Genomic DNA, 21,427 nt, shown 5'->3' on the forward strand with positions numbered 1-21,427 from the left:
TAAGGTGAAGGGATGAAAATCAAAGGCATCCGCTGGTGGATGGTCGGCCTCGTGACGGCTGGTTTGATTGTCAATTATCTGGCCCGGAACACCCTGTCGGTCGCGGCTCCAACGCTGATGAACGAGCTAAGTATCTCGACCGAGCAGTACTCGCACATCGTCGTCGCCTGGCAACTGGCCTACGCATTTATGCAGCCAGTGGCTGGCTACATCCTTGATGCCATCGGTACCAAGATGGGTTTCGCAGTGTTTGCCATTGCCTGGTCGGCAGCCTGTGCCGCAGCTGCATTCGCTACGGGCTGGCAGAGCCTGGCATTCGTTCGCGCCTTGCTTGGGCTCACCGAGGCCGCGGGCATACCCGCCGGGGTCAAGACCACCACCGAATGGTTTCCAGCCAAGGAGCGTTCGGTCGCTATCGGTTGGTTCAATATTGGATCCTCGATTGGTGCGCTGCTCGCGCCGCCATTGGTGGTATGGGCCATTCTGCAAAGCGGCTGGCAACTGGCATTTCTGATGGTTGGTGGGTTGGGGCTGGTCTGGAGTGCCGTCTGGCTGCTGCTGTACAAGCATCCGCGTGATCAACAACGATTGAGCGATACCGAACGTGATTACATCTTGGCCGGGCAGGAATCCCACTTTAAAGATGCCACGTCGAAAAAAGGGAACTGGAAGACGATCATTCGCAGCCGTAACTTTTATGCGATCGCCTCAGCACGCATTCTGTCGGAGCCAGCCTGGCAGACATTCAATGCCTGGATTCCCCTGTACCTGATGACCGAACGGCACATGAACATCAAGGAAGTTGCCATGTTTGCCTGGCTACCCTTTCTGGCCGCAGACCTTGGCTGTGTGCTGGGTGGTTACCTGAGCCCACTGTTTCATCGTTACTGCAACGTATCGCTGTTTACGTCACGGAAGATGGTTTTGCTGTTCGGCTGTTCTTGCATGATCGGACCGGCCTGTATTGGGTTGGTGGACAGTGCCTACGCCGCGATTGCTCTACTGTGTGTAGGCGGTTTTGCCCATCAGACGCTTTCGGGCGCGCTGTACTCAATTACTTCAGACTCATTCGGTAAAAACGAAGTGGCGACGGCTACCGGCATGGGCGGCATGTTTGGGTACTTGGGGGCTGCTGCATTCACGGCGGTATTCGGTGTTCTGGTGACACAGATCGGCTACAGCCCTTTGTTCGTGGTGTTGGCGATTTTTGACATTGTCGCTGCCATTATCGTTTGGGCAGTTGCTCGAGAAATCACTGCTGGACCCGGGGTTCAGAACCATGATGTGACGGGTTCCAATCAAGGCTCCGCTTTACCTTCGGCGTAAGTTATCTGCTCGAGCCAATGCAGTTGGTTCGAGCATCTCTTTTATCGAGCCACCGTATGGAGCGTTATCCCCGACGGTTTTGATCGTTCCGTGGATTCTCCGAATAAGGCCTCCAGTGCTCTGAGTGGTTGGCAACACACTTAATTGCCAACTAACCGCGGCTGTAAAATACCAAACGCTTATGTACCGCTTATCCGCACGCAGATTCGGACAGCAAATATTATAAAAATAGACCAAAGGAGCACTACATTGAACAAGCAAAAACTCGCAGCAGCTATTGCACTGGCCGCACTGTCGCTACACGTTCAAGCAGATGATGCTGCGAAGCCACAAGGGTTTCTGGAAGACAGCAAACTTTCCCTCAGTTCACGTACCTATTATTACGAGAACGATGATCACTCCGCTAATGGGATCAACCAGCGCGAAACTGTTGAAACTCTCAAGCTCGACTATAAATCCGGCTTTACCCAAGGGCTAATCGGGGTCGGGGTCGATGCTCAACTGATCTACGGTCTGCACCTTGATGGCGGCCCAGGTCACCACCCAGGCACAGGTAACTCATTCTGGCCAAGTGACAGCGACAACTCGGCTCAGGACGACGTGGCCCGAGGGGACGCAAACGTCAAATTCCGCGTGTCCAAAACTGAATTACACGTGGGTGGCGCTCTGTTTCCTCAGATGCCAATCATGATGGCGACCGACAGCCGCACGATGCCGCAGAACTTCGACGGCGGCATGATTACCTCCAGAGAAATCGACAACCTGACGCTGAACGCGGGTCAACTGGAACACTCCACTGGCCGTGCATCGACCAACAGCACCTCGCTGTCAGTTGCAGGCGCAACCGAAGGCAGCAACCAATTCCGTTACGCGGGTGCCGACTACAAAGTCACCAAAGACCTGACCGTGCAGTATTACCGCGCGAACCTGCAAGACTTTTATACCCAGAACTTCTTTGGCTTGATCCACGTATTGCCACTGGGTGACGACCAGTCCTTCAAGACTGATTTGCGCTACTTTAGCAGCAGCTCTGACGGCAAAAACAGCAGCGGCACGGCCGGTTACGCGTTCAACAACAACGGTGGTTATGCCAAGCACGCCAATGAAGTTGATAACGTCACCTGGAGCACCATGTTTACTTACCAGTTGGGCGGCAGCAAATTTATGCTTGGCTATCAGAGCGTCAGCGATGACGGCGGCTTCGTAATGCTGAACCAAGGTAACGTCACCAACAACGGCAAGTCTTTGGCAACTAACGGTTCCAACAGCGAAGACAACGGCGGTACCAGCTTCTACCTATACACCAACTCAGTGATCGGCAGTTTCATTCGAGCAGGTGAAGACACTTCGTTCGGTCAATACACGTACGACTTCGCACGGGTCGGCGTCCCTGGGTTGAGCGCTTTTGTTAGCTATTTGCGTGGCGATAACATTAAAGATAAGACACTTAACGGTGTGAATCACACAGAATGGGAACGCGACGCAGGTGTGGACTACGTGTTTCAGAGTGGCTACCTGAAGGGCTTCGGTACGACGCTGCGTACGGGTAGCTACCACGCAGGCGGCACAGGGGTCGCGAACCAAGACCAGACTCGCCTGATTTTCAACTACACCTACAACTTCCTGTAAGCACTTAACTGCATCGGGGGGAGGCGGATTTATCTCCGCCTCCCTCTCATCACCGGTTATGCGTGGGCTATATCACCGCCCCAACCCCTTCCTAAACCGATACGAAACAAACCCTGCCGACCAAGCTGGCTTGGATTGCAGCCTAAATGTCCGTGCCGGCGGCAGGTCCACGGCGGCTAATAGCTTCGGTGGAATTCCTCCCAAGTAATCACTGTGGTCGTATTTCCATTCGTTCGGGATTTCCCAGTGGGGGTCTACGTTGTCGGGGCATGGCAAGTCGGGGCCGTCGCGGCCCAGGGCGCCCTGCCAATAGGGATGACCCTTGTCGACCACGCCCGCCAAGGGATTGCCGAGGGGAAAGGCGACTGCCAGTACGTGGTCTTCAAGGGAGGCCAGTATCGACAGCGTCTTCAACTTGCCCGCCGTCGCCTTGTATTGTGTGTTCAGGCAATTGTCGTTGATGGCGCCGGCCATCAAAATTGCTTGGGTCACTGGCAGCTTCATTTGGGTGATGGTTTCTAAAATGACCCGTGCCCCGAGGCTGTGGGAAACAAAAGACAGGCTGGTAGCGGCGCCGAAATGACGGTCGACAAACGCGGCCAACAAACCCGCGCTGGTTATGGCTTCGCTGTCTTCAAAGGGATAATCCAGAACCGGCACCCAGCGTGAATCCCCCGGCCATAGAACCCCTACAAACAGGGTATTTGGCCCCAACTCCAATAATCGCTCCCACCCGGTCAGGCTTTCAATGCCGTCATTGCGGTTCACATTAAAACCGTGGGTGGCGAATAGCACGTCGTGCCCTCGCGCTTGCCTGACTAACTCGTCGAAGTTTGGGTAATGCCCATATCCCTGGCGGACGATAACCTCGCTGGCCGGGATGCCACCTACGCTGTCAGCGCGTAAATCAAGAAACCACGTCATGGCATTGGCCCTATTTACGGAACGCCTCGGCGGCCTTGGCACCTGCAGCGATAGCACTCGTCAGGTCTTTGGCGACAGGGGCGACCGGGGTGGCGGCCAATCCCACAAGCAGTGCTACGCCCAAAGATTTGAAGGACTGGTCGTACGCATAAAAGCCGACGACGGCCAACCCGATTGAAACCACGACCGACAGTGCTTTGGCACTGTTCCGGTAAATTTGGTCGCCGCGTTCGTAGCCTTGATCGAGTATCGCGGTGAGCATTAAATCGAAACGTGCCCATGCGTCGCCTTCTCTTAAGGTAAGCCCGGTGCCGTTGCTTATCTTCTCCGCCAAGGAGGCCAGCACTTCGGCGTTCATGCCGGTCGCCGTCGCGTAAGCGCCAGCGGTGGCGGTGCTGAACCGGAGCTTAAGCAACGATTTCGCGATGGCTTTTTGACCCTCCAGCGCCGTGCCGTTTAGCCAATTAGCACGCAGCGTTAACATCAGTTGATGTGAACCTAGAGATGAAGCCATTTGCGGCGTGATAGTGGTTTCATTAAATTCTCCCTTTGGGAAAAATAACGCCACGACACGCTCGATCTCCGAAAACCCACAGTTAGAGACCCCACCACCGAACGCTTTTGTAGTATCGACTAACGCAAAAGCAGCGGTGCCCAGTCCGGCCGCTGCTGCGATGCATTGGGAGATCGTATCTATCAACGCAATATCCGCCATGTCGCTTCTCCTCGCGAGATCAGCCTCATGAAATACGCCTGCATACCCGAAGTGCTCGGGGCCGCAAAATAACAACTATAGCGTTACCTGCGCCCAACGCTAATCCGGGTCGCTTTCTATCTAACGCGCTTTAGATCTCTGACGGGAACCGAACTCAACCCGCTATAATCAAAATCGTTCAGGCCATTTGGCCGTCATGCCTTCGGAGTTTCCATGAAGCGCTGTGTACTGATTGGCTTGTTCCTAACTGCAACCACATTGGCGCTCCCGGTTTTTGCCGGAAACGAAAGCAGTCTCTGCCAGATCAACCTCCAAAAAGTAAGAGACGCTCAGTCGAGTAATCCGGGGATGAACGATCAGGTCAGGGGGGATATCGACTCTACGCTGCACCGAGCCGAAGCGGCATTTGCCCGAAATAACGACGACGGTGCCCGTGAGTGCATTTCGTTAACGACCCAGGCGATGCAGAAAATTCAGAGTAATTGACACTCCGTCATCCAGAAACACGGCAAGTTTCAGGCGCTCGGTGAGGCGCCTGGAACTTTTTCGCTAAAGAGAAATTTCAGCCAAGGCACGATGTCTTTAATTCACCCCTCTGAATTAAAGGTTATATCCATGAAATTTTCGACGTTTTCTCAGGCTTTGTCGAAGTGGGCCGGCAGCGCCAAAACATTTTTGGCGGCGCTTGTGATGATTCTGATTTGGGGGATGACGGGACCATACTTTCACTACAACGACACGTGGCAGCTGATTATTAACACCTCGACCACCATTATTACGTTTCTGATGGTATTCGTGATTCAAAATACCCAAAATCGTGATAACGACGTGCTGCACATCAAGATAGATGAATTGCTGCGAGCGACCACCGATGCGCAAAACGCCCTTCTCAGCCTGGATAAAATGGATCACAAAGAGCTAAGAGCGTTGCGCAAAAAATATGAGGCGCTGGGCGACGAGGAAACCCTCGACCGCAATCTCGCTGCAAAAATAGAGAAGAAAGTGTCCGAATAAGGCACCTATAAAAAGGGCGTTCCGTGAACGCCCTTTTTAATCAGGCTCATCACGCCGCTTTCATGTCCGCCATCAACGACTTCTTCAACTGAGCTTTCATCACTTCCATTTCCTTACCGATCTCCTCGAGTTTTTCCTTACCCAAAAGCTCCTCGCACTGAGGAAACATTTCCTCCTCCTCTTCTTCGATGTGGTGCTCCAGCAATTCCTTGACCACTTTGACTCGCCCAGCAAATTCGGGTGTGCTTGGGTCGGTGACTTTTAAATCCGGCAGCACCAGAGAGTCCACGGTGCGATGCTCTTCCTTGGCTTCGTAATACATGATGTCCTGTTCTTTGCTGCCGGCGGCTTTAAACGCGGGGTACAGAATCTCTTCTTCGAGCTGTGTATGGATAATCAATTCCATTTCCAGCTTGGTTAACAGGTCGGCGCGTTTCTTAAGCGCACGATCCGACGACTCACTGAGCTGAGTGAGAATTTCCTTGACCCGTACATGGTCTTGAACAAGCATGTCGATAGCATTCATCACGGTTCTCCAAAGAAAAAGTGGCAACTTATATGCGGGGTCGCCTGCTCGGGCTGATAAGTGTCAGAGCAATATTGCTCACTCAAGGCATTTAGCATCTTCCATGCCTATTCCAACAGAAGATTAAATACACATAAAAACAATGAGTTACCAGTACCCACTTGAACGTGCTCCGTGCAATTTGCATGACAACTTAAAAAACAAACAGTGCATATTGCCGCAACGTTAGTTAACTAATAAATTAGCCATATCCACTCATCAGACAACAGTGAACTTAGCGGAGCCTACTTTCTTCTTCGCAGCGGGTAAATGCGACCGCTCAACCGGAAGGATGGCCCGGGCTGTTTAACAAACGTTAGAGCGACGCGGTATTGAAGGTCTTACCGTCTTCAACGGCGTCGATGCACGACGCGCCTACCGCTCGATGCGGCATAACTGGATCAGTGAAATGGTCATCGGCGCACGACTGCAAGACTACTCTCACCCATCGGCGACGTATCCCTGAGACAGCGGCCAACTAAATCCGTAGGAGCCGACTTGTTGGCGAAGCAGTGTCTCAGAAAACCGCATTAGAACCTTCGCCAACAAGTTCGCGCCTACAGATGTCTGGCGTTAGCTGAGATGCGAACTCATGCCCGGTGTCAAAATCACCTTGCGGCAATCTTCTTCTTTTTTGTCGAAGATTTTGTAACCCTCCACCGCATCCTCCAGGGACAACCGGTGAGTGATGATGGCTTCCGGTGTCAGCGCGCCGCTTTCGATATGTTCCAGCAGTTCGGGCAAATAGCGCTGCACGTGGGTCTGGCCCATTTTGAAGGTCAAGCCTTTATCGAAGGCGTCGCCAAACATGAACCCATGAATAAACCCTGCGTAGACGCCCGGCACGCTGACCGTACCGCCGCGACGCACGGCGGCGATGCACTGACGCAGGGCTTTGCCGCTACTGCCTTCGAGCTTGAGCGTGGCCAATACCGTTTCAGTGGTGCTGCCCTTGGCCTCGAAACCCACAGCATCGACCACACCATCCACGCCTCGCATCCCCGGCGTTTGGCGGATGATGGTGTCGGCAGGATCATCGTCCTCATCGAAATTGATTGGAATAACGCCGTAGGTGCTGTGAGCGTACTCCAAGCGATACGAATGATGGTCAACCATGAAAATCTTTTCGGCGCCCAGCATGCGTGCGCACGCCGCGCTGAGTAACCCCACCGGCCCAGCGCCATAAATCGCGATGCTTGAGCCCTTACCGATTCCAGTGTTCAACACCGCCTGCCATGCGGTGGGCAAAATATCGGACAAGAACAACACCTTCTCGTCGGCCAATGTACCCGGCACTTTGAAAGGGCCGACGTTGGCCTTAGGCACCCGCACATACTCAGCTTGGCCGCCTGGCACGCCACCGTATAAATGACTGAACCCAAACAGTGCCGCGCCAGGTGGGATCGACTTTTTGTTCATAATCGCGCCGCGCCCGGTATTAGTGGTTTCACAGGCGGCGAACTGATCCTGCTGACAGAAAAAGCAGCTGCCACACGCGATCACAAAAGGGATCACAACCCGATCACCTTTCTTCACTGCCGTGACCTGCGAGCCCACTTCTTCAACCACCCCCATGAATTCATGGCCAAAGATATCGCCATGCTCCACAGCAGGAATTTTGCCCCGATAAAGGTGCAAATCGGAGCCGCAAATAGCCGTGGCCGTGACTTTCAAAACGATGTCGTCCGCATCTTGTATGACCGGATCTGGAACGGTATCAACCCTTACGTCATGGGCGCCGTGATAAGTAAGTGCTCGCATGGAGTGCTCCCCGAGTGTGCAGCTATGCAGTGGTCAAAAGGGAGGCTGCGTCAGGCTAGCCTCCACAGAAATTGGGAAGCCAGCGCGACGGCAAAAGTTCAGGGGACGTGGACCAGCGGGGAGGAGCGCCTACAAGCATCCGGGCTTTTGGACTGCGCGTCTGGTGCCGCCGCTGTGGGAACCGAATTTATTCGGGAAGGCGTAGTGTCAAACACGGACTCAGTGGATTTGAAATCCATTCCCGAATAAATTCGGTCCCACAGATTTGAACTGACCCCCAAAAGTTGGATCCCACAGAAGACGGTGCATCAGACCGCGTTTACAACCTCGCCGCGCTCCAGGAACGCCTTCAAATTGCTGAACACCACCGCTTCCATGCCCAAACGGGTTTCTTCGGTGCCGCTGCCAATGTGCGGCAATAGCACGACGTTCGGCAGTTCAAGCAAAGCGCTTGGCACCTTAGGTTCTACGTCGAAAACGTCCAGCCCGGCGGCGCCGAGTTTGCCGTTGACCAGCGCGGCGACCAATGCGTCTTCATCAACCACCGTGCCCCGCGCAACGTTGATCAACGTGCCGGTTTCGCCCAGTGCTTCGAGCACGTCGGTGCTGATCAGGTGATGGGTCGAAGGACCACCAACGCAGGTCAGGACCAGGAAGTCCGACCAACGCGCCAGTTCGATCAAGTCCGCTTCGTACTGAAGGGGGCTGGTCGCATCAGGTTTACGGTTGTGATAACGCGCTTCCATGCTGAAGCCGCTGGAACGCTTGACCACTTCTTTGCCGATGCGCCCCAAGCCAACGATGCCAAGTTTTTTTCCGGTCACGCTGCGGCCCAACGGGAAAGGCTTGGCGCCCCATGAGCCGTCGCGAACAAAGCGGTCGCCGAGGGCAATCTTGCGGGCGCTGTCGATGATCAGGCCCATGGCCAGGTCGGCAACACAGTCATTGAGGACGTCCGGCGTATTGCTAATCTGAATCCCACGCGCATGGGCGGCGCCTAAGGCGATTGCGTCATAACCCACACCAAAGCTGCAAATCGCTTTCACGGAGGGCATCGCCGCCAATTGCGCCGCTGAACAACCAAAGCGAGCCGAGGTAATAACGATGTCGAACTCGGCGCCGCGCTCCTTGAGAAAGGCGACCGGGTCTGCCTGGGTCCAAAGTTGCTGGACGTCATGGGCTGCGGCCAATTGTTGATTGAATCGGTCAGTCAGTGGGCCGACTTGCAGCAAACGTGGATTAGCCATCAAACAATTCCTCTGTTGGATAACGTCGAGCCGCGCCCGACGCTTGTTTCAGCCTTAGACGGGTTTGAGCACGATACGGTGTAAACGGCCCAGCAGCAGTGAATAGGACAAAGTGCCCATCAACGCGACCAGCCCGATGAAGTTGAATGCCCAGGCAAACGAGCCCGTGCTCTGAACAATGAAGCCGACCATGATCGGAGTCACGATGCCGGCCAGGTTGGCCGACAGACTGGTAACACCACCGGTCAAGCCGATCAATTCTTTGGGCGCTACTTCCGAGACCGCCGCCCAAGACGCTGCAGAAACACCTTGAGCAAAAAAGGCAACGGTCAGAATCGCGATGCACAGCTCATTGGATTGCACGAAGTTGACCAACACGATGGACATGCCCAGCGCCGAGCCGATCACCAACGGCGCCTTGCGAGCGAAGGACATCGAGAAGTTGCGACGGATCAGCAGGTCCGAGAAATAGCCTGCCAGTAACACACCGACGGTAGCGCCGATGTAGGGCAGCGCAGCAAAGATGCCGACCTTGACCATGGTCATCTTGCGCTCTTCCATCAGGTACGTCGGGAACCAGGTCAGGAAGAAATACAGCGCCGAAGAGCTGGCGAACTTGCCGATGCAGATCGCCCAAATCTGTCGGTAGGTAAACAGCTGACGTACCAGTTTCCAATTGAAAGGCGTACGTTCTTTACTGCTCTGGGCCAGACCGCCGCCCTCTTCGATGTAGGTCAGCTCTTCTTTGCTCAGGTGTTTGTCCGCCAGCGGGTCCCGGTATTTCCAGTACCAAATACCGCCGAAGATCACCCCTACGCCGCCAGTGACATAGAACACCTGCTTCCAGCCGTACGTGGTGGCAATCCACAGCAACAACCCGGAAAACAGGGCGGTGCCGATGTATTGGCCCATGACATAGATACTGGTGGCCAACCCTCGCTCGCGGGTCGGGAACCACAAGGTCACCGCTCGGCTGTTGGCCGGAAACGCTGGGGCTTCCATGGCGCCGATGGTCAAACGCAAACCGAAGAGCATGCTGAAGTTGCTGACGGCCCCTTGAAACACCGTCGCGATGGACCAGACCACCAGCGAAATGCCGTAGGTAATTCGTGAGCCAAAGCGGTCAGCCATGTAGCCACCGGGCAACAGCGCGAAGGCATAGGTCCAGGCAAACGCGGAAAAGATCAGCCCCATTTCGATCTTGTCGAAACCGAGGTCTTTGGCCATGAACGGCGCGACGATGGAAATGTTGATGCGGTCGACGTAGTTGATCACTGTTGCGATAAGCACCAGTGCCAACATGAAATAGCGCCGCCGGGTCGGCAACGCCGTGGATACGCGCGTGGCAATTGCCGGACGAACGAGGGTCTCGGTCTGCATCGTTGTACCTTCTTTATTTTTATTAGGGTTCATCGATCAAGCATTGTCGCGGCTGGGCATGGAGATGCAGGAACGAGGTGCTCCCTCGTTCCTGCTGTTCAATCGCCGGTATTACGTAATAGGCGCCGGGTTGAACAAAGTGATGTCGTTGTGCAAACGCAGCGCTTCGGCGCAGGTTTTTTTCTTGCCGCTGGCAACGTCCAGGTAGAAGTGGAACAGCTCCCAACCCAGGTCTTCGATGGTGGCGCGCCCGGTGGCGATGCGGCCTGCGTCGATGTCGATCAGGTCGGGCCAACGCTGTGACAGTTCGGTGCGCGTCGACACCTTCACCACCGGCGCCATCGCCAAGCCATACGGCGTACCGCGCCCAGTGGTGAACACGTGCATGTTCATTCCGGCAGCCAGTTGCAACGTACCGCAGACAAAATCACTGGCTGGCGTTGCACAGAAAATCAACCCTTTACGCGTGAAGCGTTCGCCAGGGCCAAGCACCCCGTTGATCGCGCTGCGCCCGGATTTGACGATGGAGCCCAAGGACTTCTCGACAATATTCGACAGCCCGCCCTTTTTGTTACCTGGCGTGGTGTTGGCACTGCGATCTGCCTCACCCTTGGCCAAGTAACGGTCGTACCAGTCCATTTCGCGAACCAATTCTTGCGCCACTTCGACGGTTTCAGCGCGGGAGGTCAGCAAGTAAATTGCATCACGCACTTCGGTGACTTCGGAAAACATCACCGTCGCACCGGCGCGCAACAGCAGGTCCGAGGCGTAGCCCAGTGCGGGGTTAGCAGTGATGCCAGAAAACGCATCACTGCCACCACACTGCATGCCCAAAATCAGCTCGGACGCCGGCACGGTTTCGCGACGACGTTGATCGAGTTTCTTCAAGCGGGTCTCGGCCATGTCCATGATCTGCTCGATCATTTCCACGAAACCGTGGCTCGAGTCCTGAAGCCGATACAGCCACGGATCGTCGAGGTCCACCGAGCTATCGTTTTCGTGCATGACTTGCCCCGGCTGCAATTTCTCGCAACCCAGGCTGATCACCAGCGCTTCGCCGCCCAGGTTCGGGTTGCGCGCCAAGTTGCGCACGGTACGGATCGGAATGTAGGCATCTTTTGCCGTGATCGCCACGCCACAGCCATAACTGTGGGTCAGCGCCACCACGTCATCGACGTTCGGGTATTTAGGCAGCAACTCGTCACGGATGCGCTTGACCGCATGATCAAGCACCCCGGTGACGCATTGCACGGTGGTGGTGATACCCAGAATATTACGCGTACCGACGGTGCCGTCAGCGTTGCGATAGCCTTCGAAGGTGAAGCCTTCCAGCGGCTCGGCTTGTTCCGGCACATCGGTGGACAACGGCAGGCTGTCCAGTGGCGGCGCGGTCGGCATGCGCAGTTGATCTTCCCTGACCCAACTGCCGCGCGGGATCGCCTGCAAGGCAAAACCGATGGTGTGCCCATAACGAATGATGGGCTCCCCTTCGGCGATGTCCACCAAGTTGACCTTGTGGCTTTGCGGCACGTTATCCAGCGTTACCAAACCGTTGTCGAACTGGGTGCCCGCAGGCACACCTTGATCGTTGACCACGACAACTACGTTATCGAGGGCATTCAACTGAATGTAGCGTGGCGAATCGGCATGTTGAATCAGGTTCATCACGGTTTCCTCAGGATTTGGCTTGAGAAAGCTTTTCGGCGCCATCGCCGATTGCTGGGCCCTTAAGTGGCGGCTCTTTCAATTCGACGCGTTTGATCTCTCCGACGATGAACAGGTAGCTAATCACCGCCACCAGCGCGTTGGCGCCGACGAACACCAGTGCCCACTTGAACGAGCCGGTTGAGCTGATGATGTAACCAATCACAATAGGGGTGGTGATCGACGCAATGTTGCCGAACATGTTGAACAAACCACCGCTCAAACCGGCGATTTGTTTTGGCGAGGTATCGGAAACCACAGCCCAACCCAATGCTCCGACGCCTTTGCCGAAGAAGGCCAGGGCCATGAAACCGACCACCATCCATTCGATGTCCACGTAGTTGCACGCAACAATCGTCGTCGACAGCAGCAACCCGCCGATAATCGGCAGCTTACGGGAGAAGGTCAGCGAATGACCTTTGCGCAGCAGGTAGTCAGAAATGATCCCGCCCAATACGCCGCCGATGAACCCACAGATCGCCGGCAGCGAAGCAATGAAGCCGGCTTTCAAAATCGTCATCCCACGCTCCTGAACCAGGTACACCGGGAACCAGGTTAGGAAGAAGTAGGTAATGCCGTTGATGCAGTACTGGCCCAGGTAAACACCGAGCATCATCCGGTTGGTCAGCAACTGACGAACGTAGTCCCACTTGGGGCCGCCGCTGGCGCCTTTGCCCTTGTCCTGATCCATGTCGACCAGACCGCCGTTGTCGGCAATATGGTTGAACTCGGCTTCGTTGATCATCGGGTGATTGCGCGGGCTGTGGATAACTTTCAGCCAGATCGCGGAAAACACCAGACCGACACCGCCCATCACCACAAACACGTGCTGCCAGCCGAAGCTGTAAACGATCCAGCCCATCAGCGGGGCGAACAGTACCGTGGCGAAATATTGTGCGGAGTTGAAGATGGCCGATGCGGTGCCGCGTTCAGCCGTCGGGAACCAGGCCGCCACGATCCGTGCGTTACCGGGAAAGGACGGCGCTTCAGCCAGCCCCACCAGGAACCGCAGCATGAACAGCGCGACGATGGCCGTGGAGACGCCGAATTCACCGACATAGCCTTGCAGCACGGTGAACAGCGACCACGTGAAAATACTCAGCGCATAGACTTTTTTCGACCCGAACCGGTCAAGCAGCCATCCGCCAGGAATCTGGCCAGCCACGTAGGCCCAACCAAATGCGGAAAAAATAAAACCGAGGGTAACGGCATCGATGCCGAGACTTTTTTGCAGGCTTGAGCCCGCGATAGCAATGGTTGCACGGTCGGCATAATTGATCGTGGTCACCAGAAACAGCATGAGCAGAATCAAATAGCGGACGTGAGTCGGCTTGGCGTGTGGCATGTAACAGTACTCCCACTATTATTTTTTTTTGCGGGTAATCAAGTTGCCGGTGTTTCAGTTCATCCCGTGGGAGCTGGCTTGCCTGCGAACAAGCGCGACGCGGTGTATCAGGAAAACCGCGTTGAGGCATTCGCAGGCAAGCCAGCTCCCACAGGGATTGGCGTCGGGTCCTACGAACCGACGTAGCTAGTTTTTACCACGGTGTAGAACTCTTGCGCGTAGCGACCTTGCTCGCGCGAACCGTAGGAAGAACCTTTACGGCCACCAAACGGTACGTGGTAATCAACACCCGCTGTTGGCAGGTTGACCATCACCATCCCGGCTTGGGAATGACGCTTGAAGTGGTTCGCGTATTTCAGCGAAGAGGTGGCAATACCCGCCGACAGACCGAACTCGGTGTCGTTGGCCATGGCCAGTGCAGCTTCATAATCAGCAACACGAACGATGTTCGCCACTGGACCAAAAATCTCTTCCTTGCTGATACGCATCTGGGCAGTGCTGTCAGCAAACAACGTTGGCGCCAAGAAGTAGCCTTCGGTGTCGCAGGTGACCAATTCACCGCCCGAAACCAAACGTGCGCCTTCTTGCTGACCGATGGCGACATAGCTCATGTCTTGATCCAGCTGGGCTTTGGACACGACTGGACCGATATCAGTACCGGATTTCAGTGCGTGACCCACTTTAATCGAACGCATGCGCTCGGCCATGGCTTCAACGAACTTGTCGTGGATGCCAGCCGTTACGATGAAGCGGCTCGACGCCGTGCAGCGTTGACCGGTTGAATAAAACGCGCTCTGTACCGACAACTCGACCGCTTGCTTGAGATCAGCGTCGTCGAGAATGACCTGTGGGTTTTTGCCGCCCATTTCCAGCTGTACTTTGGCTTGACGCGCGATGCAATCAACAGCGATCTGACGACCCACGCCGACTGAACCGGTGAAGCTAACGCCATCGACTTTGCGGCTTTTGACGATCACATCGCCTACCACACGGCCGCTGCCCATCACCAGGTTGAACACACCCGCCGGGAAGCCCGAACGGGAGATGATTTCAGCGATGGCCCATGCGCAACCTGGTACCAGGTCAGCCGGTTTGATCACTACACAATTGCCGTAAGCCAAAGCCGGTGCAATTTTCCAGGCTGGAATCGCAATCGGGAAGTTCCACGGGGTGATCAAACCGATCACGCCCAGCGGTTCGCGAGTGACTTCAACGTTGACGCCCGGACGTACGGACGGCAAGTAATCACCCGACAGTCGAAGGCATTCGCCGGCGAAGAATTTGAAAATGTTGCCAGCGCGGGTCACTTCGCCAATCGCTTCAGGCAGAGTTTTGCCTTCTTCACGGGCGAGCAAGTTGCCGAGCTCTTCACGCCGGGCGAGGATTTCGCTGCCGACTTTGTCCAGCGAATCGCTGCGTGCTTGAATGCCAGACGTCGACCAAGCCGGGAAGGCGGCACGGGCAGCATCAATGGCGGCGTTGACTTGCGCCACGTCAGCTTGAGCGTATTGGCCGACGACATCCGACAGATCAGATGGGTTGATGTTGGAGGAGTAAGTCGCACCGGCAACCCACTCGCCACCGATGTAGTTATCAAAACGTTTCGAATCAGACACGAACATTCTCCAAAAGGCACGAAAATCTAGAGGCAAAAAACCGCTGATCGCTCAGCGGCCTTGATTCTGCGTAATTATTATTGAGCGCCCTGCTTGTCCATCAACGCAGCGAGCATTTCAAACTCTTCTGCGGTGAGGTCAGTCAGTGGCGTGCGGACTGGGCCTGCGTCGTAACCAGCGATTTTTGCGCCGGCTTTAACGATGCTGACCGCGTAACCCGATTTGCGGTTACGGATGTCCAGGTACGGCAGGAAGAAGTCGTCGATCAGCTTGCCAACAGTGGCGTGATCGTCACGGGCAATGGCGTGGTAGAAGTCCATGGCCATTTTTGGCAGGAAGTTGAACACCGCCGACGAATACACCGGAACGCCCAGCGCTTTGTAAGCAGCGGCGTAGACTTCGGCAGTCGGCAGGCCGCCCAGGTAGCTGAAGCGATCGCCAAGGCGATGACGAATGGAGACCATCAGTTCGATGTCGCCCAAGCCGTCTTTGTAGCCGATCAGGTTCGGGCAGCGTTCGGCCAGACGTTCCAGCAGCGGAGCGGTCAGGCGGCAGACGTTACGGTTGTAAACGATCACGCCGATCTTGACCGACTTGCACACGGCTTCAACGTGGGCGGCAACGCCGTCCTGGCTGGCTTCGGTCAAGTAGTGCGGCAACAGCAAGATGCCTTTGGCGCCCAGGCGCTCGGCTTCTTGTGCGTATTCGATGGCTTGGCGGGTCGAGCCACCGACACCGGCCAGAATCGGCACGCTATTAGCGCAGGTATCGACCGCAGTCTTGATGACTTCGGAATATTCGCTGGCGGCGAGGGAGAAAAACTCACCGGTGCCGCCGGCAGCGAACAATGCGGTAGCGCCGTACGGGGCAAGCCATTCAAGGCGCTTGATGTAGCCGGCCTTGTGGAAGTCGCCCTGAGCGTTGAAATCGGTAACAGGAAAAGACAGCAGACCTGCAGAAAGGATGGACTTCAGTTCTTGTGGATTCATTATTCGAACACCCTGGGTAGCAAAATATGGAAGGAAGCGCATCAGCGCTCAACTGATGTTGTATGTCATCGTACAACTAGAAATAGAATGACTCAATAGGCTTTTAAACATTTGATTGTCGGCGCCGATCAGAGGTATCGAAATCGATGTGAAGCACCTGTGGGACCGAATTCATTCGGGAAGCAAACAACGCGATCTATCTGAAACACCCCGTTGCGGCCTTCCCGAGCGAATTCGGTCCCACAGATGCTGGCGTTGCACACGTTTCTATAGGCGCTGCCGAAGGCTGCGATCAGAATTTCAATGCCTACTGTTCCCTTGTCTGCCAAAAGTCTTTGTGGGAAGTTGGCTTGCCAACGAAACCGTCAATGCAGACGCCCAGGTTTCAGGTCGACATCAGCGGCGCGATGACCGGCTTCTTCGCAGGCAAGCCTACTCCCACCGTATCGGCGGCTGCTTGCTATCAACCGTGTCAATGAAATCCCAGAGCCATACCGGCTTCGCAGCCTTCGGCTCCTTCAGTAGTGACGCGGCCCAGTTAAGCCTGCTGCTTTTGCGCCTCTTCATGGGCATGGCGCAGGCGTTCGCGGCTATTGGTCAGATGCAGGCGCATGGCGGCGCGGGCGGCGTCGGAGTCTTGGCGGGCGATGGCTTCGAAGATTTCTTCGTGCTCGCGGTTCAAACGACTCATGTATTGCTGCTGATCGTCATGGGCCAGATGCGCGGAATTGAGGCGGGTACGTGGAATGATGCTGGTACCCAGGTGAGTCATGATGTCGACGAAGTAACGGTTGCCTGTCGACAGCGCAATCTGCAAATGAAACTGGAAGTCTGATGACACACCGTCGGCGGCGTTTTGCGCCCTTTCGATCAACGTATCCAGCGCTGTTCGCATTAACGAAAGTTGCTCTGGGGTGCGACGTTGCGCGGCCAATCCGGCTGATTCGACTTCAAGGCTGATGCGCAACTCGAGAATCGCCAGCACGTCACGCAACGTGACAATGGTCGCCGGATCGATACGAAACCCACTGGGGCTCGGCGTATCCAGCACAAAGGTGCCGATGCCGTGCCGGGTTTCTACCAAACCGGAGGCCTGCAATCGCGAGATGGCCTCGCGCACCACTGTGCGGCTGACGCCCTGTTCTTGCATGATTGCCGATTCGGTCGGCAATTTGTCTCCGCGCGTCAGTTGACCACCGCGGATCCGCTCGGAGAGTTCAGTCACCAACTCTTGGGCGAGGCTGCGGTGTTTTCTGCGAACACGTGGCGCAGGGCTCTGATTATCCATATCCGACATCAATCTCTAGAAAGCTTTATAAGCGCGCATGATAGCGCAACCGGGTTGTACGATAACATGCGTAAAAACCCGGTTACATTCAAGTATTTCTTACACGACGGCCTCAGGTTGAGGTTGTTCACGCAACTGGCCGCCATCAATCCGCACATGCCGGCGATGGAAGCGCTTAAGGCTAGCGCGGTGGCCAACACTAAGCAGGGTCACGCCCGGCAGCTCGTCGATCAGCGCCTGATACAGCGCGCCCTCATCTTCTTCGTCCATTGCCGACGTTGCTTCATCCAGATAAAGCCAGCTCGGTGCGTAAAGCAGCGCACGGGCAAAGGCCACACGCTGTTGCTCACCCGGCGACAACATGCGTTGCCAGTGATCACTTTCGTCGAGACGCGGGATCAAATGAGTCAGACGACAGGTTTCCAGCACCTGTGCATAACGGTCGGCCGGATACGCTTCCGGTGCCTGTGGATAACTTAACGCCTCGCGCAACGTACCAATCGGCAGATACGGGCGTTGCGGCAAGAACAAATAGCGCTCGGCGGGCAATTGCACACGGCCCTGCCCCTCATACCACAAGCCACCCAATGCACGCAGCAAGGTACTTTTACCGCTGCCCGAACGGCCGCTGAGCATCACGCGATCACCCGAAGCGATGTCCAGATTGGCGCCGGCCAATAGATCACGACCGTCCGCCAGCTTCAGCTGTAAGTTATCAAAACGCAGCGCATTGCCATCGCGGTCCAGCTTGATCTCAGAACTGTGCGCTTCGTTGTCTGACATACCCTGACGGAAACTCAACAGACGATCGCAAGTGGCGCGCCATGAGGCCAGCGAGGTATACGCGTCGATGAACCAGCTGAAGTTTTCCTGCACGTTGCCGAACGCCGAGTTGATCTGCATCAGACCGCCCAGTTCGATGGCACCCGAGAAGTAACGCGGGGAGGCGACAACGAAAGCGAACACCGTGGCGATCTGTGAATAACCAGCCGTGAAGAAGGTCAGGCGCTTGGAGACCTTCATGATGTTCCAGTAATTGGTCCAGATCATGCCGAAGCGCGAACTCAACCGCTGATTTTCATTCGGCTCCCCATTGGAGAAGGCAATACTTTCAGCATTTTCACGAACCCGGACCAGCGCGAAACGCAAATCAGCTTCGTAGCGTTCCTGTTGGTTGCTCAGCTTGATCAGCCGCTGGCCGATCTTGTGAGTCAGCCAGCTGCCCAACGCGGCATATAACAGTGCAGCCCAAAACATGTAGCCGGGAATCGTGATACCCAGCAGTACGATACTGCCCGAAACACCCCACAAAATGACCGAGAACGACACCAGGCTGACCACAGTGCGGATAAGGCCCAGCGCCAGGCTCAAGGTACTGGAAGTGAAGCTATTCAGGTCTTCGGACAATCGTTGGTCAGGGTTATCGGTGTAACCATGTTGTTCAAGCTGGTAGTAATTTTTGTGCGCGAGCCACTTGGCAAAGTGCTGCTCGGTCAACCATCGACGCCAGCGGATGGTCAGCATCTGCGTCAGATAGAGACGGTACACCGCACCGAGGATCGCGATGGCGGCGATACCGCAGAAATACAGAATCAGATGGGTAAACGCCTCTACGTTTTTCTCTTGCAAGGCGTTGTAGAAGTCTTTGTACCAACTGTTGATCATCACCGAGATCGCCACGCTGAACAGCGACAGCGCGATCACGGATACCAGCAGCAGCCAGGCCATGCCTTTTTCTTCGCTACGCCAGTACGGCGTTATCAGTTTCCAGACGCGGCGGAAGAACTCTCCACGAACGGCGTCATTGACCCCAGAATACTCGGCGTTGCGATTCATTATTCAAGCTCGATTGGGATAGAAAAAACGCGCCGGGCCGATCATAAGTGATCGACGCCGCGCTTCGCGAAGTCCAAGGACATTCGTTCAGCCCCTGTTCAGCGCCTGACCGGCCGCTTTTGCAACTTACGCTGCAAGGTCCGGCGGTGCATGCCCAGGGCTCGAGCGGTGGCAGAGATGTTGCCTTCATGTTCGGTCAGCACGCGCTGAATATGTTCCCACTGCAAACGGTCCACCGACATCGGGTTTTCCGGCACCAGCGTGTCCAGGTCTGCATGTTCGGACAGCAACGCAGCCAAAACGTCGTCAGCATCGGCCGGTTTGCACAGATAATTGCAAGCGCCGCGCTTGATGGCTTCCACAGCCGTGGCGATGCTCGAGTAACCGGTCAGGATCACCACGCGCATTTCCGGATCGATTTCCAGCAGCTTGGGCAGCAACACCAGCCCGGAATCGCCGGTCATTTTCAGGTCCAGCGCGGCGTATTCCGGAATGTCGTTTTGCGCCAACATCAGGCCTTCTTCGGCCGAACTGGCGGTGCTGACACGAAAGCCACGCCGACTCATGGCCCGTGCCATCACGCGGGTGAAGGTCGCGTCATCGTCGACCAACAACAAATGCGGCAGCTCTTCGCCTTCGCCTTCGACTTGAATTTCGTCACTCATGCTTGTCTCCTCGGGCGTCACGGGGCAGGCGCAACTCGGTGAGCGTGCCGCCCTCCTCATGACTGTAGAGTTTTACTGAGCCCCCGGCGCGGGTCACGCTGGCCTTGCTCAAAAACAGACCGAGGCCGAAGCCTTTGCCTTTAGTGGTAAAAAATGGCTTGCCGATTTGTTCGGCAATGGCCAACGGCACACCGGCACCGTGGTCTCGAATACTGATGCAAATTTCTGCGAGCCCCCAATCCAGACGCACTTCCAACCCTTCAGGACAGGCATCGGCGGCATTGTTCAACAGATTGAGCAACGCCTGGGTCAGATCCTGCGGTGGCGCCAGTCGGGGAATCGACCCTTGGCCCACAAGCTGGAAGCGGTAGCTGGCTTCAGGCCGCATCAAGTGCCAACGGTTCAAGGCTTCGTCCAGCCACTCAGTCACGTCACGCTCTTCAACGGCCATGCGCCGATTGGCTTCAGCGGCGCGCACCAGTTGTTGCAGGGTGTGCTTGCACTGCTTGACTTGCTCTTGCAGCACGGCCAAGTCTTCCTGCAACAGCGGATCGTGATGGTCCTGGCGCATTTCTTTGATTAGCACACTCATGGTCGCCAAGGGTGTACCCAATTCATGAGCGGCGCCAGCCGCTTGGGTCGCCACGGCCAGCAATTGTTGGTCACGCAGGCCTTCTTCTCGACGTTCGGCACGTAGTTGTTCTTGGCGTCGAAGCTCTTCGGCCATCTTTGCCGCAAAAAAAGTGATCACGGCAGCGGCCAATGCGAAGCTCAGCCACATGCCATAAATCTGCATGCTCTCCCGAGCGATGGGAAAGGTACCCATGGGGTAGAACTGCACCAGCAATAGGGTGTAGCTGGTCAGCGCCAAGCCCGAGAGCATCAATGAATACAGCCACGGCAACGTCACTGCAGCGATAGTCAGCGGTACTAGGTAATAGGAAACGAAGGGGTTGGTCGAGCCGCCGGAGAAATACAGCAATACGCTGTGGATCAGCATGTCGAGGGCCAGTTGTACGGCATATTCCAGCTCGGTGACCGGCCACGACGTACGCAGGCGAATGGCGGTCAATACGCACAGCACCATGGAAAAACCAAGCGTGATCGCCAATGGCAGCCAGGGCAGCGGTAACAGGTTCAACAGATAGGCGACACCCACCGAACCCGCTTGCGCGGCAAGCACTAAAGTACGGATCACGGTCAGGCGCCACAGGTTCTGGCGAGTGGCTGAAAGCAGTTGAATCGGGGCGAGCATGAGCTCTCCTGATGAGCGATGCAGGCGAATCGCGCGCAGTATAACGAAGCAAATGTAAAAACAGCGTAACTGCGTCAAAGCGTCACAGTGCCATCACCGTGCCTGACCCTTTTGCAGACCCATCGAACTCATTGTAGGAAGGTCCGCCACGTCTTCGACGCCGCGCTG

The 21,427-nt window shown here is 55.8% G+C and carries 18 protein-coding genes; 4 read left to right on the forward strand and 14 right to left on the reverse strand.

What is annotated here, in order from left to right:
- Window positions 1-12 precede the first annotated feature (12 nt).
- Complete coding sequence (locus tag RHM65_RS02205; RefSeq protein ID WP_322167590.1) at window positions 13-1,326, forward strand: MFS transporter; 1,314 nt, start codon at window positions 13-15, stop codon at window positions 1,324-1,326.
- 249 nt (window positions 1,327-1,575) lie between these two features.
- Window positions 1,576-2,955: an OprD family outer membrane porin gene (locus RHM65_RS02210; RefSeq protein ID WP_322167589.1), complete on the forward strand. Its 1,380-nt coding sequence runs from the start codon at window positions 1,576-1,578 to the stop codon at window positions 2,953-2,955.
- A gap of 72 nt (window positions 2,956-3,027) precedes the next feature.
- On the opposite strand, the gene RHM65_RS02215 is transcribed toward RHM65_RS02210, so the two are convergent.
- Both RHM65_RS02215 and RHM65_RS02220 read right to left on the reverse strand, forming a co-directional pair.
- Entirely contained in the window at window positions 3,028-3,879 is an 852-nt protein-coding gene (locus tag RHM65_RS02215; RefSeq protein WP_322167588.1) for an alpha/beta hydrolase, read from the reverse strand.
- 10 nt (window positions 3,880-3,889) lie between these two features.
- Window positions 3,890-4,594 carry a hypothetical protein gene (locus RHM65_RS02220; RefSeq protein ID WP_322167587.1) on the reverse strand — a complete coding sequence of 235 codons (705 nt, stop codon included), beginning with the start codon at window positions 4,592-4,594 and terminating at the stop codon, window positions 3,890-3,892.
- A 213-nt stretch (window positions 4,595-4,807) separates the two neighbouring features.
- Here RHM65_RS02220 and RHM65_RS02225 point away from each other — a divergent pair, with 213 nt between their 5' ends.
- Both RHM65_RS02225 and RHM65_RS02230 read left to right on the forward strand, forming a co-directional pair.
- On the forward strand, window positions 4,808-5,080 hold the full coding sequence (locus RHM65_RS02225) for a hypothetical protein (RefSeq protein WP_322167586.1): 273 nt from the start codon (window positions 4,808-4,810) through the stop codon (window positions 5,078-5,080).
- 129 nt (window positions 5,081-5,209) lie between these two features.
- Window positions 5,210-5,608 carry a low affinity iron permease family protein gene (locus RHM65_RS02230; protein WP_322167585.1) on the forward strand — a complete coding sequence of 133 codons (399 nt, stop codon included), beginning with the start codon at window positions 5,210-5,212 and terminating at the stop codon, window positions 5,606-5,608.
- Between the two features lie 49 nt (window positions 5,609-5,657).
- On the opposite strand, the gene RHM65_RS02235 is transcribed toward RHM65_RS02230, so the two are convergent.
- The 12 genes from RHM65_RS02235 to RHM65_RS02290 form a co-directional block, all read right to left on the reverse strand.
- Window positions 5,658-6,134 (reverse strand): hemerythrin domain-containing protein, encoded by a 477-nt coding sequence (locus RHM65_RS02235; RefSeq protein ID WP_322167584.1) that lies wholly within the window; start codon window positions 6,132-6,134, stop codon window positions 5,658-5,660.
- Between the two features lie 612 nt (window positions 6,135-6,746).
- Complete coding sequence (locus RHM65_RS02240; protein ID WP_322167583.1) at window positions 6,747-7,934, reverse strand: zinc-dependent alcohol dehydrogenase; 1,188 nt, start codon at window positions 7,932-7,934, stop codon at window positions 6,747-6,749.
- Between the two features lie 308 nt (window positions 7,935-8,242).
- Window positions 8,243-9,181 (reverse strand): 2-hydroxyacid dehydrogenase, encoded by a 939-nt coding sequence (locus RHM65_RS02245; protein ID WP_322167582.1) that lies wholly within the window; start codon window positions 9,179-9,181, stop codon window positions 8,243-8,245.
- 54 nt (window positions 9,182-9,235) lie between these two features.
- On the reverse strand, window positions 9,236-10,561 hold the full coding sequence (locus RHM65_RS02250) for an MFS transporter (RefSeq protein ID WP_322170716.1): 1,326 nt from the start codon (window positions 10,559-10,561) through the stop codon (window positions 9,236-9,238).
- A gap of 111 nt (window positions 10,562-10,672) precedes the next feature.
- Window positions 10,673-12,226 (reverse strand): galactarate dehydratase, encoded by a 1,554-nt coding sequence (gene garD / locus RHM65_RS02255; protein WP_322167581.1) that lies wholly within the window; start codon window positions 12,224-12,226, stop codon window positions 10,673-10,675.
- A gap of 10 nt (window positions 12,227-12,236) precedes the next feature.
- Window positions 12,237-13,610, reverse strand: a complete 1,374-nt coding sequence (locus RHM65_RS02260; RefSeq protein WP_322167580.1) for an MFS transporter — start codon at window positions 13,608-13,610, stop codon at window positions 12,237-12,239.
- Window positions 13,611-13,780: 170 nt separating this feature from the next.
- The gene (locus RHM65_RS02265) at window positions 13,781-15,226 is read right to left on the reverse strand and encodes an aldehyde dehydrogenase family protein (protein WP_322167579.1); all 1,446 of its coding nucleotides are present in this window, start codon (window positions 15,224-15,226) and stop codon (window positions 13,781-13,783) included.
- Between the two features lie 77 nt (window positions 15,227-15,303).
- On the reverse strand, window positions 15,304-16,215 hold the full coding sequence (gene kdgD / locus RHM65_RS02270; protein ID WP_322167578.1) for a 5-dehydro-4-deoxyglucarate dehydratase: 912 nt from the start codon (window positions 16,213-16,215) through the stop codon (window positions 15,304-15,306).
- Between the two features lie 538 nt (window positions 16,216-16,753).
- Window positions 16,754-17,503, reverse strand: a complete 750-nt coding sequence (locus tag RHM65_RS02275) for a FadR/GntR family transcriptional regulator (protein WP_322167577.1) — start codon at window positions 17,501-17,503, stop codon at window positions 16,754-16,756.
- Window positions 17,504-17,602: 99 nt separating this feature from the next.
- Window positions 17,603-19,339, reverse strand: a complete 1,737-nt coding sequence (locus tag RHM65_RS02280) for an ABC transporter ATP-binding protein/permease (protein ID WP_322167576.1) — start codon at window positions 19,337-19,339, stop codon at window positions 17,603-17,605.
- A gap of 98 nt (window positions 19,340-19,437) precedes the next feature.
- Window positions 19,438-20,004: a response regulator transcription factor gene (locus tag RHM65_RS02285; protein WP_322167575.1), complete on the reverse strand. Its 567-nt coding sequence runs from the start codon at window positions 20,002-20,004 to the stop codon at window positions 19,438-19,440.
- Window positions 19,997-21,259, reverse strand: coding sequence for an ATP-binding protein (locus RHM65_RS02290; RefSeq protein WP_322167574.1), 1,263 nt, complete (start codon window positions 21,257-21,259; stop codon window positions 19,997-19,999). Before RHM65_RS02290 ends, RHM65_RS02285 begins: the two co-directional genes overlap by 8 nt.
- Between the last annotated feature and the right edge of the window lie 168 nt (window positions 21,260-21,427).

The sequence above is a fragment of the Pseudomonas sp. CCI4.2 genome (genome assembly GCF_034350045.1).
In the GTDB taxonomy this organism is placed as follows: domain Bacteria; phylum Pseudomonadota; class Gammaproteobacteria; order Pseudomonadales; family Pseudomonadaceae; genus Aquipseudomonas.